The 15140-nt window shown below is 40.6% G+C and carries 16 protein-coding genes and 1 tRNA gene; 4 read left to right on the top strand and 13 right to left on the bottom strand.

Annotated features, from left to right (window positions below; all coding sequences use genetic code 11):
• The first annotated feature begins 26 nt into the window (after positions 1-26).
• Complete coding sequence (locus tag PJ15_RS03785) at positions 27-1133, top strand: beta-ketoacyl-ACP synthase III (RefSeq protein ID WP_047428131.1); 1107 nt, start codon at positions 27-29, stop codon at positions 1131-1133.
• A 65-nt stretch (positions 1134-1198) separates the two neighbouring features.
• Here PJ15_RS03785 and lipA read toward each other — a convergent pair whose 3' ends face one another.
• Positions 1199-2212, bottom strand: coding sequence for a lipoyl synthase (gene lipA / locus PJ15_RS03780; RefSeq protein WP_004772671.1), 1014 nt, complete (start codon positions 2210-2212; stop codon positions 1199-1201).
• A gap of 190 nt (positions 2213-2402) precedes the next feature.
• On the opposite strand from lipA, the gene sthA reads away from it, so the two are divergent.
• Together sthA and PJ15_RS03770 are read left to right on the top strand one after the other, a co-directional pair.
• A complete protein-coding gene (gene sthA, locus PJ15_RS03775) occupies positions 2403-3818 on the top strand; it encodes a Si-specific NAD(P)(+) transhydrogenase (protein ID WP_004772670.1) in 1416 nt (471 codons plus the stop codon).
• 80 nt (positions 3819-3898) lie between these two features.
• A complete protein-coding gene (locus PJ15_RS03770; protein WP_047428128.1) occupies positions 3899-4372 on the top strand; it encodes a DUF3465 domain-containing protein in 474 nt (157 codons plus the stop codon).
• A gap of 28 nt (positions 4373-4400) precedes the next feature.
• On the opposite strand, the gene PJ15_RS03765 is transcribed toward PJ15_RS03770, so the two are convergent.
• From PJ15_RS03765 to PJ15_RS03710, 12 genes are all read right to left on the bottom strand, one after another.
• A complete protein-coding gene (locus PJ15_RS03765) occupies positions 4401-4814 on the bottom strand; it encodes a hypothetical protein (protein ID WP_047428125.1) in 414 nt (137 codons plus the stop codon).
• Between the two features lie 51 nt (positions 4815-4865).
• On the bottom strand, positions 4866-5318 hold the full coding sequence (locus PJ15_RS03760) for a DUF962 domain-containing protein (RefSeq protein ID WP_047428122.1): 453 nt from the start codon (positions 5316-5318) through the stop codon (positions 4866-4868).
• A gap of 142 nt (positions 5319-5460) precedes the next feature.
• On the bottom strand, positions 5461-6072 hold the full coding sequence (locus PJ15_RS03755) for a septal ring lytic transglycosylase RlpA family protein (protein WP_004772666.1): 612 nt from the start codon (positions 6070-6072) through the stop codon (positions 5461-5463).
• A 290-nt stretch (positions 6073-6362) separates the two neighbouring features.
• Positions 6363-7364, bottom strand: coding sequence for a lytic murein transglycosylase B (gene mltB / locus PJ15_RS03750; RefSeq protein ID WP_005258051.1), 1002 nt, complete (start codon positions 7362-7364; stop codon positions 6363-6365).
• 19 nt (positions 7365-7383) lie between these two features.
• Complete coding sequence (gene rodA, locus PJ15_RS03745) at positions 7384-8526, bottom strand: rod shape-determining protein RodA (RefSeq protein ID WP_004772663.1); 1143 nt, start codon at positions 8524-8526, stop codon at positions 7384-7386.
• Positions 8527-8691: 165 nt separating this feature from the next.
• Positions 8692-9351, bottom strand: a complete 660-nt coding sequence (locus PJ15_RS03740) for a hypothetical protein (protein WP_004772661.1) — start codon at positions 9349-9351, stop codon at positions 8692-8694.
• 35 nt (positions 9352-9386) lie between these two features.
• On the bottom strand, positions 9387-10202 hold the full coding sequence (gene queF, locus PJ15_RS03735; protein ID WP_047428118.1) for an NADPH-dependent 7-cyano-7-deazaguanine reductase QueF: 816 nt from the start codon (positions 10200-10202) through the stop codon (positions 9387-9389).
• The gene (locus tag PJ15_RS03730) at positions 10199-10972 is read right to left on the bottom strand and encodes an ABC transporter permease (protein ID WP_004772656.1); all 774 of its coding nucleotides are present in this window, start codon (positions 10970-10972) and stop codon (positions 10199-10201) included. Before PJ15_RS03730 ends, queF begins: the two co-directional genes overlap by 4 nt.
• Positions 10969-11904, bottom strand: coding sequence for an ABC transporter ATP-binding protein (locus tag PJ15_RS03725; protein WP_004772655.1), 936 nt, complete (start codon positions 11902-11904; stop codon positions 10969-10971). Before PJ15_RS03725 ends, PJ15_RS03730 begins: the two co-directional genes overlap by 4 nt.
• 138 nt (positions 11905-12042) lie before the next feature.
• A tRNA-Arg gene (locus tag PJ15_RS03720) sits at positions 12043-12118 on the bottom strand.
• Positions 12119-12238: 120 nt separating this feature from the next.
• Positions 12239-12808 (bottom strand): hypothetical protein, encoded by a 570-nt coding sequence (locus PJ15_RS03715; protein WP_047428114.1) that lies wholly within the window; start codon positions 12806-12808, stop codon positions 12239-12241.
• Positions 12809-12945: 137 nt separating this feature from the next.
• Positions 12946-13638, bottom strand: a complete 693-nt coding sequence (locus PJ15_RS03710; RefSeq protein WP_047428111.1) for a putative quorum-sensing-regulated virulence factor — start codon at positions 13636-13638, stop codon at positions 12946-12948.
• A 247-nt stretch (positions 13639-13885) separates the two neighbouring features.
• On the opposite strand from PJ15_RS03710, the gene PJ15_RS03705 reads away from it, so the two are divergent.
• The gene (locus PJ15_RS03705; RefSeq protein ID WP_047428108.1) at positions 13886-15124 is read left to right on the top strand and encodes an alpha/beta hydrolase; all 1239 of its coding nucleotides are present in this window, start codon (positions 13886-13888) and stop codon (positions 15122-15124) included.
• Positions 15125-15140 lie beyond the last annotated feature (16 nt).

The following is a 15140-nucleotide window of genomic DNA, read 5'->3' as shown; positions in this document are numbered from 1 at the left end:
AGAAGCATTCTTTACAGGAGTTTTACATGGGCATCCGTATAACAGGTACTGGGTTATTTCACCCAACCGAATCTATTTCCAATGAAGAGTTGGTTGAAAGTTTAAATGCTTATGTAGAACAATATAACCAAGACAACGCAGCTCAAATCGAAGCGGGCGAAATCGAGGCTTTACGTGGTTCAAGCCCTGAATTTATTGAAAAAGCATCAGGGATTAAACGTCGCTATGTAGTCGAAAAATCAGGTATTTTAGATCCAACACGCTTGCGTCCGCGTTTGCAGGAACGTAGCAATGATGAGCTTTCACTTCAAGCGGAGTGGGGCGTGATTGCTGCAAAACAGGCGATGGAAAATGCAGGCGTAACGGCTGAAGACATCGATGTGGTGATTTTAGCGTGTTCAAACATGCAACGTGCTTATCCTGCGGTTGCGATTGAAATTCAGTCTGCACTTGGGATTCAGGGTTATGCTTATGATATGAATGTGGCATGTTCTGCTGCAACATTCGGTTTGAAGCAAGCTTATGACGCAGTGAAATGTGGCGCTCGCCGTGTGTTATTGCTCAATGTTGAAATCACGTCAGGTCATTTGGATTATCGTACCCGTGATGCCCACTTTATTTTTGGTGATGTTGCGACAGCGTCAATTATTGAAGAAACTGAAACAAAATCAGGTTTTGAAATTTTAGATATTCATTTGTTTACTCAATTCTCAAATAATATCCGTAATAACTTTGGTTTCTTAAATCGCAGTGAAGATGCGGTTGTAGATGACAAACTGTTCCGTCAAGACGGTCGTAAAGTATTTAAAGAAGTTTGTCCGCTTGTTGCAAAAATCATTTCTGCACAATTAGGGAAACTTGAATTAACCCCTGAACAAATTAAGCGTTTCTGGTTGCATCAAGCCAATGCCAACATGAATGAACTGATTTTAAAATTAGTTGTTGGTAAAGATGCTGATCTTGAGCGTGCACCGATCATCTTGGATGAGTTTGCCAATACTTCATCTGCGGGTGTCATTATTGCGATGCATCGTACTGGTGAACAGGTAGATAATGGCGAATTCGCTGTGATTTCTTCTTTCGGTGCTGGCTATTCAGTTGGCTCGATTGTGGTACAAAAGCATATTGCTTAAGCCTTTGGGCTAGAGCAATAAAAAACACCACAATCGTGGTGTTTTTTTTATTGCCTTATGAAACTTTAAGCTTCAATCGCTTGAACTGCAATTTTCTTGGCAGGATCTGCCTTGCGGCGTACAGCAGGCACTGGTTCACCATGATATTGACGATCAGCAAAGTAGCTTGAACGAACCATTGGCGCAGACCAGATATTTCTGAAACCGAGCTTACGGCCATGTTCGGCATAACGCTCGAATTCTTCTGGTGTAACAAAACGGTCGATTGGTGCATGTTGTTTAGACGGTTGCAGATATTGACCAATGGTCACGTAATCCACATCGTGTGCACGAAGATCATCCAGTAATGAAATTACTTCTTCTTCAGTTTCACCGATACCCACCATCAAACCACATTTAGTTGGCACATCAGGGCAGTATTCTTTAAACATTTTTAACAGGTTTAAAGAGTGCTGATAGTCAGAACCTGGACGCATCGCTTTATAAAGACGAGGTACAGTTTCAATATTGTGGTTGAATACATCTGGCGGACATTCAGTCATGATACGTAAGGCGATATCCATACGACCACGGAAGTCTGGTACCAGAATTTCCAATAAGGTTTTTGGACTTAATGCACGCGCTTCTTTGATACAGTCAACAAAATGTTGAGCACCACCATCAAGAAGGTCATCACGGTCAACCGAAGTAATCACGGCATATTTTAAGCCCAGATTAGAAATGGTTTCAGCCATGTGACGCGGTTCATCAGGGTCCAATGCATTTGGACGACCGTGTGCAACATCACAGAATGGACAGCGACGGGTACAGATATCGCCCATGATCATGAAGGTTGCTGTACCACCACCGAAGCATTCAGGCAGGTTAGGGCAAGCAGCTTCTTCACATACGGTATGCAGTTTTTGTGAACGCAAGGTTGTTTTGATACGCTGAACTTCTTCTGGAGCGGTCATCTTGACTCGAATCCAGTCAGGTTTGCGAGGTACTTCAACCGTAGGGATAACTTTTACAGGAATTCTTGCGACTTTTTCCGCGCCACGAAGTTTTATACCCTGTTCAGGTTTACGGTGTTCAGACATATACTTCCTACAGCCTTTGATTTGAGATATGTGAATATTATAGTCAAATTTACTGCATTAAAGCAGGAAAAGTGGTATTCATTTTGAAAATGTAAATATATAAAAATATATAGTTGTGAAATACATCATCTCGCTGCATATTGGTTATCATATAGAGAGCAAAAACGGTTAAGAGACAAAGGAGCTTTGAATGCCACGTAAGAAAGAGGTCGTTGGTGGGAATATTGTTAAATATGATGCAGTAATTCTCGGTTCTGGCCCAGCTGGCGAAGGCGCGGCAATGAAGCTTGCAAAAGCAGGTAAAAAAGTTGCAATCGTTGATGTTCGTGATCAACTCGGCGGTAACTGCGCACATGTAGGAACAATTCCAAGTAAAGCTTTGCGTCAAACAGTTTCAAGTATCATTCGTTATCAACGTGATCCAATGTTTCAAAAAGTCGGTGAGTGGAAACAATTCACCATGAAACAGGTATTACGTAATGCGCATAAAGTGATTCAACAGCAAGTTGACACGCATACACGTTTCTATGATCGCAATAAAATTGAAGTCTTTCATGGACGTGCTTATATTCAAGACAAGAATACGGTTCTGATTTTTGGTCAGGATGGCATTAAAGACACCATTATTTGCAAGCAGATTGTGATTGCAACGGGTAGCCGTCCATATCAACCAAAAGGTTTAGACTTCAATCATCCGCGTGTATTTGATTCAGACAAGATTCTTGATCTTGATTATGCCATTCAGAAAATCATCATTTATGGTGCAGGTGTGATCGGGTGTGAATATGCATCGATTTTCATTGGATTAGATCATAAGGTTGACTTGATCAATACCCAGCAAAAGCTTTTAAGCTATCTGGATGATGAAATTGCCGATGCATTGTCATACCACTTGCGCGAACAAGGTGTGTTGATCCGTCACAATGAACAGATTGACCGCTTAGAGACTTTTGATGATCACGTGGTTTTACATTTGCTCAGTGGCAAGAAGATCAAGGCAGATGCGATCTTGTGGTGTAATGGCCGTTCAGGCAATACCGATGGTTTAGGTCTTGAAAATGTGGGCTTAGTACCAAATGGCCGTGGTCAGTTGATGGTGAATGATCAATATCAGACTGAAGCAGAAAATATTTTTGCGGCAGGTGATGTGATTGGCTGGCCGTCATTGGCATCGGCGGCGTATGACCAAGGTCGTTGCGCAGGTGCGAACATGGTGGGCGAGAAAAATGTGAAGCCAATCCGTGACGTTCCAACGGGTATTTATACCATTCCAGAGATTTCATCGATCGGTAAGACTGAGCAAGAATTAACAGAAGAGAAAGTGCCATACGAAGTGGGACAAGCCTCTTTCCGTCATCTGGCGCGTGCGCAGATTACAGGCGATACAGTTGGTGAATTAAAGATTCTATTCCACCGTGATACTTTAGAAGTATTGGGTATTCACTGCTTTGGTAACAATGCCGCAGAGATTATCCACATTGGACAGGTCGTGATGCATAGTCCAAACAATACTTTGAAGTACTTTGTTGAGACCACATTTAACTATCCAACCATGGCTGAAGCCTATCGTGTTGCGGCGTTGAATGGGATGAATCGTTTGTTCTAAGCTAGCCAGACATTGTATGATCCAAATGCCAATCACCTCGATTGGCATTTTGCTATCTTGAGTTTAAATAAAAGGGAAATATGAAAAATCAAAAAAATAATCTGATCATTATTGCCATCGTCTTGTTAGTCACGGCTTATTTCGGTCTGGATCTTAAGCAAAAACAAAATACGGGTACTGGCGTTCAGACTTCCAATACAGGAAATACGGTTTCTGTCGATGATCAACAGAAGATCATGCAAGCTTATCAGCAGCAACGCAGTAATGTTCAAGTACAGGCTCAAGGAACGGTGAAAGCCATTTTGCCTGACGACAATGAAGGCTCAAGACACCAGAAAATGATTCTTAAACTGGATAACGGTTTAACCGTCCTCATTGCGCACAATATCGATTTGGCGCCAAAAATTGAAGGGCTTAAAAAAGGAGATATCGTTGAGTTCTATGGTGAATATGAATATAGCCAGAAAGGTGGCGTCATTCACTGGACGCATCATGATCCACGCGGAAAACACATTGATGGATGGCTAAAATATCAAGGAAAAATGTATCGATAATATAAGAGGGTTAAGGAGAAATAATTATTTATTCATCCCAGTAATCTCGATCAAATGGTTTAAATTGAAGGGCATCTTTCTTTGAGATGCCAAATTCATTCATTAAATTGATATAAACTCTCTCAACATTTTCAAGTGCTGACTCTTCAATTGGACCATATATTTCACCATTTTTCATAATAAGTGCGTAAATATAGTCAATTGAGCCGCCAAAACACTCATATTCAATAAAAAGCCATTGTCTAACATGATTAATATTCATTGCTCTAAAAAGAGCTTTTATTTCATCTGGTGACGATGGCGTTTTAATTGATGGGGAGAGCTTTATCCCAATGCCATGGAATGGTTCTTTGATATCTTTCCAAGTAGCCCCGTCAATAGGATAAAAAGGGCTTTTCATTTGCTCGGTTAATGCAAAAAAACCTACAAATTGATATGACATTTAAATCCTATTCCTGAATATTTAGAGGTTTGTTGTATGATGTGCGCTAAATTAGCTTGTAAGCGCCAATTTTTGACGAGTTTTCCATTTAGGTAGGACTTTAGCTAAATAAGCGTCCATGCACCATACAGGGCCAATCAGAAGGAATTGTAAGTCTTTAAAGAAAGAAGGCTTCTTACCTTCAACTTTATGGCCATAAAATTGACCGATCCATGCGATCACAAATACCCCGATATAGAATCCTACACCGACTGGCAAGATCACAATCAGCCATGCCATCACTGCCAATAAGGCTGCCATTGCAATCGCCAGCATAATATCCAAACGCGCATAAAAAACTAAAGTTAAAACCAGCAATAACGCGGTGAGTAAGGTGCTAAAGTGCGCAAGGATACCAATAATCGAAAATAAGATTGCAGGTACACAGATCCAGTGAATTTTCTTGTTGGTTTGGTTTTGGTGGCTATCACTATATTCATCAAACCATTCGTCTATCGATTTCACAATGCGTTCCTCGCTGTATTCATTTTTATTGCTTCAATATACCGAACAAGCGAAGAGGACGTAAAGTCCTAAAAAAGAGAATCGATAAAAATAAAAAAAGCCGCATGAGGCGGCTTTTTTTTTGAATGCTGTGGTTAAACGCTTAAGAGTTAGGACCATCAACACGTTCGATGCTTACATTACCAGTACCAGCGCTAGACATACCCAATTGCTTTGCAGCACCGTAAGATAAGTCTAATACACGGTTACCATGGAATGGACCACGATCGTTTACTTTCACAACAACACTTTTACCATTGTCTTTGTTTGTTACACGGATGTAACAGTTCAAAGGAAGGCTACGGTGTGCAGCAGTCATGGCATTCATATCGAATGTTTCACCACTTGCCGTTTTACGACCATGGAATTGACGGCCGTACCATGAAGCAACGCCACTTTGGCTGAATTTACGAACGGTGTTCGAAGCAACAGTATTCAGTTTTTCAATCACTGAAGGCTCTTCTTCAGGGATATCGATCTTTGCAGCAATCGTCTGGCGACGTACTTTGTCACCTGAACTCTCAGTGATTGAAAGACTATTAACGTTAGAGAAACGAGAATTAAAATTTTGAGAATCTTTGCTTAGAACGCGGGCAGCCAAATTAGAACCATCCACATCATTTGATAATGATGAAGACTGTACCATTTCAGCATGTAACGGGCTTAAACTTAAGCCTGCCGTCAGCGCTAGAATATATTTTAGCGAAAACTGCATTGTATAAACTCCTAGAGAACATGCTTTTCTATTTCAGTAAAAACTGCCTGAAATATAGTGCACATGTCTAATTATTCACTTTTGCAATTACTTTTAACTTGCGGCGATAATATTCATCGCTTACGAAGTGTGTCTAGTCTTTAACGATAAATAGTTACAAAAAGGGCAAAAACTTACAGTTTCTGGTTAAATAATAATCAATATTGTAACAAAAAATTAATTTTGCTGATTCTGTGTTCGTTTTTTATTAAAAAATTATTGACTTTTCATAATCTTGTAAAAAAGCTAGCCTATCGGCTAGCCACTTCTGTACCCAATAACCATACTGCTGTCGCATACATACGGCTCTTATTGTAGGTGGTAATCACCTGAAAATTTGGATAGGTAATATAGTAGATCGGACCAAATTGATCTTGTAATTGAATGACATTCACTAGATCAAGATCATCAATTTTTACCAAAGGGTTAACTGGTGTAATTCCTAGTCTTTTCAGCTCGCCATAAGGTGTTGGCTGGGTTAGATCCTTGGCAATAATGCTATCAGGATTGTTGCCTGAGTAACGTGCAGGGAAGCCAATTGGACGATCACGCTCCCAGCCATACTGAGCTAAATAGTTTGCAATTGAACCAATCGCATCAGCAGCAGAATTTCTGAGATCAATATGTCCGTTACCATCGTAGTCCACACCAAGTTTCTGAATGTTACTTGGCATAAATTGTGGATAACCAATCGCACCTGCATAAGAGCCAACGATACTGTTGGTTGGATAACCTTCTTTATAAGTCCACGAAATCAGGGCAGCAAGTTCATCACTAAAATAGTCGGCACGACGTGGATAGCCGAATGCGAGCGTTGCTAGGGCATCACGTGTGATGAAAGAGCCCTTATTTGCGCCGTAGCCAGTTTCTACGCCCAGAATACCTAAAATGACTGCTTTAGGGACGCCATACTGCTGTTCTGCGCGATTGAGGACATCTTCATATTCATTTTTGAAGCGAACACCACGTTGAATGGTGCCTTCAACCAGAAACATAGAACGATATTGATACCAAGGTTTGCTTTCACCTGGGCGTGTCATGATATTTAAAATGTTAGGTAGGTTACGTGCGCCGCTCATTGCAGCGTCAATTTGTTCGCTGCTTAAGCCGTAAGTTGTCATTGCTTTTTGTTTAAAAGCAAAGTAATTCGGGTGATTATAAAATTCATTTGCTTGTGCCCAATTGCTGCTCAAGAATAAACCAGCGCTTAAAGTTAAAAATTTAAAAGTTTTATTCAAAGTAGGAAGAAACATAAGTTTATAAAATTCCTCATTATCGATGTGTATGAATAGACATAACCAGTCCAAAAGTTGACATAAGGGTAATAATTGCAGTTCCGCCATAACTCATGAACGGCAAAGGCACACCTACTACAGGTAAAATACCACTGACCATGCCTGCGTTTACAAATACATAAACAAAAAATGACAAACCAAAGGCGCCAGCTACTAAACGACCATAGTTATGGAAGCTTTGCAGGCCAATCTGGAACGTCCTGAAAATAATTGCACAATAAAGAAGAATCAGCAGGGTAACACCGATCAGACCAAACTCTTCTGAATACGCTGCAATAATAAAGTCTGTATGGCCTTCAGGTAAAAAGTGTAAATGCGACTGAGTACCTTCAAGAAAGCCTTTACCCGAAAAGCCACCTGAACCAATCGCTGTTTTGGACTGGATAATGTTCCAGCCTGTACCCAAGGCATCTGCTTCGGGATTAAAAAGTGTTAATACCCGTTGACGTTGATAGTCATGTAATAAAAATTCCCATGCAATCGGAATAATGATACCAGCCGCACCTGCTGCTGCCGCAATCAACTTCCACGATAAGCCGCTGAGGAAAAGTACAAAAATACCGCTGGCGAGTACCAGTAAAGAAGTGCCTAAGTCGGGTTGTTCTGCAATGAGGAGAAAAGGCACCACAATCAGCATCAAAGACAGAATGACCTGAGAGAAGCTAGGAGGAAGGGCTTTGCGAGACAAGAACCATGCAACCATCATCGGCATGCCGATCTTCATAAACTCACTTGGCTGCACACTCCCGAAGCCCGGGATGTCAATCCAGCGTTGAGCCCCCATACGTACTTCACCAAAGACCATCACTGCGATCAGGCACAACACACCGAACACATAAAAGTAAGGTGAAAATGCCTGATAGACTTTGGGTGGAATTTGGGCCAAACCAAACATCACCGCAAAGCCAATTCCGAAGCTCATCGCCTGTTTGGTAACCAGTCCTACATCTTGTGCAGACGCGCTATATAAAACAGTCAGTCCGAGTATGGCATTGAGGATCAAAAACAGGCAAAGCCAAGGATCTAGGTGAAGTTGTTGCCAACGGGAAAGTTGATTGGCTGTGCTCAAGCCATCACGTGGTGCTTGACGCAAAAATTTGTATTGTGAGCTTGGAGACATGCGATTCTAAATCAAGTAAATCAACGCTTCGCGCATGCTAACATAATCGCCGATTTAGACAATGCAAATTTAGAAATTGTGACATTTATAAGCGTTTAATTTTGCATAAAATCGGCATAAAAAAAGCGACGATTTTGCAATCGCCGCTTTCTGCTGAATTTCAGCTTATTTTTGAACCAGTAACTGATCGAAATGCTTGGTAAACACTTCGAGTTCAACTTGGCTTAAGCTTGGAATCAATTTCTTAATCACGATATGAACTGCGGTTTCAACACCACTTGTTGCAACGCTGGCAACGCCACGTTTAACCATACCAAGACCAAGTGTCTTGTTATATTCAGTCATAAAGTGGTGGATCAGCGCATCGGCAAATGTTTTAAACTGTTTTGTTAAAGCATCGCGTTGCTCTTTGCCATTTCCAGCAGCCACTTCAGCAAAGCTCTTTTTCATGTCAGCAACAAGGCTATCTGGTAATGCTGTACCAATACGTTGTTTACCGTCATTATCAATGAATAGGCTCTTTTCCATAAAGGCTAAAGATTCAAGCACCTGTTCATTTGAAGCTTTGCCTAGAAGCTGTTTCATGAGGGTTTCAACAATGCCGCGAATTTTAATCGCAAGACCTTCGGTAGTATCTCGTTTGTCACTTGGTGGAAACTGCTGAACCAGGTGAACCAACATGGTGTCAATTAACTCATCAGTAAGCTGTAGAGAAATTTTGTCACGTAAAGGGTATTGAGGCTCTTTACTGTCACGATTGGCTTGTGCAAGTTGAATATCCTGACTCAAACTTGCTGACGGAAGAATACCGAAATAACTGGTCATTGAAGAACGTCCTCTATATATCAAATTTATTCGTTTTATTGTCGTGCCAAGCGAATTGGCTCGGGCATCCATGACAAATCTGATACTCGGCATGGGTTAATATCCAAGCCCCCGCGGCGAGTATAAGTTGCATAGACCATCAGTTTTTCTGGCTTCAAAAGTTGCCAAATGTCGGCAAATATTTGCTCAACACATTGCTCATGGAAACCATTATGCTGACGGTACGAGATAATATAAGCTAAAACGCTGCGATAACAAGGCTTTTTACCTTGCAAACGAATAAAAACCGTCCCCCAATCTGGTTGACCTGTAACAGGACAATTACTTCTTAAAAGATGAGAGTAAAGCTCAATTTCTACATTTTCTTCAGCAGACGTATCTAATTGCAACAACGTCGAATCAGGATGTTCGGAAAGACATTCTGGAATCAAATCATCAATGCAAATGCCTTGAGGTTTTGAAATTGCTAAATCATCGACTTGAAACAGGTGTAATTCAACTTTTGCGCCTGCTGCTTTTGACAGATCCTGTTCAACTGTTGCAATAAAGGCTTCTTTCGACTCAAATTGAGTGAAGTTCATGCTGTTGAAATAAAGCTTAAGTGACTTCGATTCAATTAAGTTGGGTGAGCTTGCCGGCAGCGTTAAACGACCAATCGCCACCTGAGGTAAACCCAGCTGATTCAACCATGAAATTTCAAAAACATGCCACCAGTCTTTGCCTTGAGTAATGCCTTCAATATGCGCATATTGTTGACGAGACTCAGCACGAGCAATGGGAAATAAAACTTCTGGCTGATATTGAGTCGGGTATTGGGTGTCTTTACCCAATAAAGAAAGTTCAACACTCATTCACGCATTCCTGAACCACGAGCTAATAAATGATATGCAATTGCATAGAGGACAACACAACAGAGGGTCACAACACCTAAAGAGAAGGCAACATTGACGTCACTGTGCCCTAAAATGCCGTAACGGAAGGCATTGACCATATATACAATTGGATTAACTAAAGAAACGTTTTGCCAAAAAGGGCTTAATGCACTGATGGCATAGAATACACCACCTAAATAGGTGAGCGGGGTCAATACGAAAGTCGGGATAATCGAAATATCATCGAAAGACTTTGCATATACGGCATTAATAAAGCCACCCAGAGAAAACAATAATGACGTAATAATGACGGTATATATTGTCACAAATAAATTATAAATTTCTAAATGAGTAAAGAATAGGCTCATGATGGTCACAATCAAGCCAACCAGAACACCACGGCTGACCCCACCAATCACATAACCCCACAGGATTAAATGTAATGGCACAGGACTCATAATCAGTTCTTCAATGCTTTTCTGGAATTTGGCACTAAAGAAACTTGAAGAAACGTTGGCATAGCTATTGGTAATGACGGCCATCATGATCAAACCGGGCACGATGAATTGCATATAGCTAAAGCCACCCATTTCACCAATACGGGAACCGACCAGATTCCCGAAGATCACAAAGTACAAACTCATGGTGATCGCAGGTGGAAGCAAGGTTTGTGGCCAGATTCGCATAAAGCGACGAATTTCTTTAACAACTAAAGTCCAAAGCGCAGTTTTTAATTGACTGAAGTTCATTCATTCGCTCCTGCAAGATTCTTCTCGACCATTTTCACGAATAACTCTTCCAGACGATTCGATTTATTCCGCATACTGTTCACTTGAATGTTTTGTGACTGCAATATCAGGAACAGGTCATTCATACTGTGGGCTTTGTCCATAGTCACTTCTAACGTCACTGGATCAATCAGATTAAATTTGAAACCAATAATATTGAGATCAAAACCACTAATCGGTTCAGCCAAATCACAAATGAATGATTCTTCATTCAGTTGATTGAGGAAGCCTTTCATGGTGGTGTCTTCTTTAATCACGCCACGATCGATAATCGCAATGCGACGACACAACATTTCGGCTTCTTCTAAATAGTGTGTGGTCAGAATGATTGACGTACCATTTTCATTCATTTCGGTGAGAAAGTCCCACATCGAACGACGAAGTTCAATGTCAACACCAGCGGTTGGCTCATCCAGAATCAGCAGCTTTGGCTCATGCATCATGGCACGTGCAATCATCAAACGGCGTTTCATACCGCCTGAAAGCATACGTGATTGAATATTACGTTTTTCCCATAGGCCAAGCTTTTCTAGATAATGTTCGGCACGTTGTTCTGCCAATTTTTTAGGAATGCCGTAATAACCAGCTTGGGTCACTAAAATATCGAAAGTTTTTTCGAATTGACCAAAGTTAAATTCTTGAGGAACAACACCAAGACATTGTTTTGCTTGAGAAGGATGGGTATCTAAGTTATGTCCAAAAATCTCAACTGAACCAGATGTTTTTTTGGCTAAAGAGCTAATGATACTGATCGTAGTCGATTTTCCTGCACCATTAGGACCTAATAATGCATAAAACTCACCTTCAGGGACGGTTAAATTAATACCTTTTAACGCCTGAAAACCATTACGATAAGTTTTGGACAAATCGCTCAACACCAAAGCATCAGTCATAAACGTCTCACGTTGTTAAATAGAACGGGTATTTTGAGCGATATGAATAAATAAACCAAGTAGAAAAATAGGTTTATGGCGTGTTAAAAACAGAACGATTATAGAAATATGAGAATTTGGGTGAAAAAGAAGAAGCAATGGTGCGCTCAGCGGGACTCGAACCCACGCCACAGGCTTCGGAGACCTGTACTCTATCCAGTTGAGCTATGAGCGCATGCGTGCCACATCATAGGCAAAAAACACAGGCAGGTAAATATATACCTTTGAATAAAGCGATTTCTTGTTTATTAAAACATCAATTTTATTCTCGACTTAGTCAAATTCTGGAATAAAACTATAAATGCTGTACTGAATAATTGATTAATTTCAACGTTTGATTCAACTGACTTGGAGGAATCCGCGATTCTTGTAATGACGTAATCCATTGCATCTGGCAGGCTTTCAGTTGCTGTAAAGAATGAATCGACTGAATTTTTTGGATTAACGGGCGAGCCATCAGACCACAATAGCTGGTCAATGTCTGAATCATGACTTGCTGGATTTCAACAAAAGGGAGTTTTTCCAGTTCAACTGTTTCTTCAACCTTTAATGCGGGTTGAATTATGTCTTGTTCTTGAACTCGGAACGATTGAATGGATGCTGCTTCTTCAAGAACTTCTGTCGTTAATACTGTTTTTGTTGCTGCTTTATTTATTGGTGGAGATGTGTGTTGTGCCAATAGTCCCATCTCAATCAGTTGTTGCACCAGTTCAGTGGGTGCAATGCGATCCTTATAATCTTGATCTAGTTCTTTAAAATCTTCGTGATCAATTAAAAGCAATAAACGACGTTGACGGGCAGTTAAAGGTATATGACGTTCCTGTAACGCACTTTGCCCAAGTTCGGTTTTAAAAAAATGTGACATCTCTTAATTTCCCCCTAATCAAGATAAGACGGGGATTAAGATAGAGTTGAAAAATGACAGTAATATTAACAATTTATTAAATATCACTGCCTTTTTTGATAAAGAGGGAAAGTTACGAAAAGACTTTCCCTTTAAGCTTATTTAACTAATTTTGCTTCTAAAGCTTTGCGCAAATAAGGATCTAGATCATCCTGACGCATTAGCCATTGAATATAGTCAGCAGGAAGATCCTGAATGGCAGTGCCTTTATGTTTGCCAAAGGTGATACTTTTTGGAATACGGGCTTCTTCTGAGGCGATATAGAGTTGTTCAATATCTTGAATGTTGAGTTGGTGGATGATGTGCATCAAGATATTGGCAGTTAAGATAATGTCAGCGTCTGCACGATGCGCACCTTTAAGCATTTCGCGTGCTTTATCACTGCCTTTAGAAATGAGATAGATGAGGGCGGAGATATTATGTGCCTCAGCATTTTCCCAGACATGGCGTGCTAGTGCCAAAGTACAAATCGGCTTTAATTGAGATACATCGACACCGCAACGCGCAATAGCAGCAATATCGTAGTCAACGTTATGACCAATAATATAGGTGGTTTGAGCAGGTAGCTGAAACTCATTATAAAAAGGTTGTCCCACCAGATCAGATTCTAAAATATGGTGTACTGCCATGGCCGCATAAGAAATCGGTTGTCCAACCTGATAAAGTTGATCAAAGATCTGCTTTTTATCCAGACTAAGTTTTCCATTTTCGATTTCAATTGGAGCGTAGGCGATTTCAATCGGCAAACCATTCAAAGTATGCGTTTCTGTATCGAGGATGATGGCTTGCATGAAAGTCGACCTGATCTGAGTTGAGAATGCCAATATCTTACAAGAAATTTATTTGAAACAGGATTGAATCAGTCAAGGTCACTTTATTTTTTTTAAACATAAAATTGAGTTTGGATAAATTAACATCGAAAACTGAAAAAATACTTGAACAATTTGATATTAAGCGCATTCTTATGGAAGTAATTGCCTTAGTAAAAGATGTGCTAGGGATTAAAATGAAAAAGATAAAAAAACAGGGAAACATGACATGAATATGAAATTGTTAACGGTTGCGCTCATCAGTTCAAGCGTGTTGCTTAGCGCGTGTAATGACGATGATAACGATATTTCGTTTGTACCTAAGCCAGACATTCCAGAAAATAATATTAAAAATCCGGTTGTGGGGATTCCAGTAGCATATACCAAAACAGATTTTAGCGCGGTGGCTGTGGAAAGCTCGGTACTGACTTATAAAATGTTGGGACAGAATGGTAAGGAGACCATGGCAACCAGCCTGTTGTTTGTACCAGGTGGGCCAACACCTCAAGGAGGATGGAAAATTGTTGCATGGGCACATGGTACAACAGGGGTAGCAGATCAATGTGCGCCGAGTCAGAATGCAACAAACCCTTACATTCAAAATATGATTACGCAGTTACTTGCAGCAGGTTATGTGGTGGTCGCGCCTGATTACGAAGGCTTGGGAGAACCGAGTGGCCGAGAATTACATCCATTCTTGAATGTTAAGAGCGAAGCATTCTCTATTACCGATGCGGTGGTTGCTGCACGATATTATTTAGCTGGACAAGGTAAAGTTGTATCTCGTCAGTGGATGACAGTGGGGCATTCACAAGGTGGGCAAGCAGCATTAGGTGCAGCGCAATATCAAAGCCGTGCCAAGCTGGATTATAAAGGAACGATTGCTGTTGCTCCTGCATCTAATTTGGCAGCCATTTTGGTTAATGGGAATGCATCTGTTGAAAATGCACCAATTGAACAACAGATAGGGATGTATGCACAGCTAGATACTTTTACTGCATTGATCACGGCAGGATTAAGAAATCTTAACCCAAGTTTTAGTTATTCTAATGTCTTTAAAACGCCAACAGATACCATAGCGAGTCAAGCTGAATCAGATTGTTATGATGCGCTTGAGAATAAATTTATTGACAAAATGAAAGATTATGCTGGTAAAAACAATAATAGTTTAACCAATTATCCTCGCACACAAACCAATTTTATGGCTGTGCCATTGGTGAAAACATTCCTAGAAAAGGATTCACAACCCGCTCAAGTGAAGTTGAATCAGCTTGTCACGATTTATCAAGGTGCACAAGACACGACCGTTCCTAAAGCGGCAACGGATGCACTTGTAGCGCTGGCTCAGAATAAAGGGTCAAACATCCAGTATATTACGAATGCACAGTGGGATCATGGTACAGCTTATGTCTTGAATATTGGCAATATTGTCGGGGATGTAAAAGCGGCGATGCCTGCGAATAATTAAGTCCGAATCTAAACAA

Origin of the sequence: Acinetobacter sp. neg1 (genome assembly GCF_000788125.1) — a bacterium.
GTDB classification, from domain to species: domain Bacteria; phylum Pseudomonadota; class Gammaproteobacteria; order Pseudomonadales; family Moraxellaceae; genus Acinetobacter; species Acinetobacter vivianii.
The sequence above is the reverse complement of the archived record's forward strand: the minus strand, read 5'-3'. Positions and strand labels throughout refer to the sequence as shown.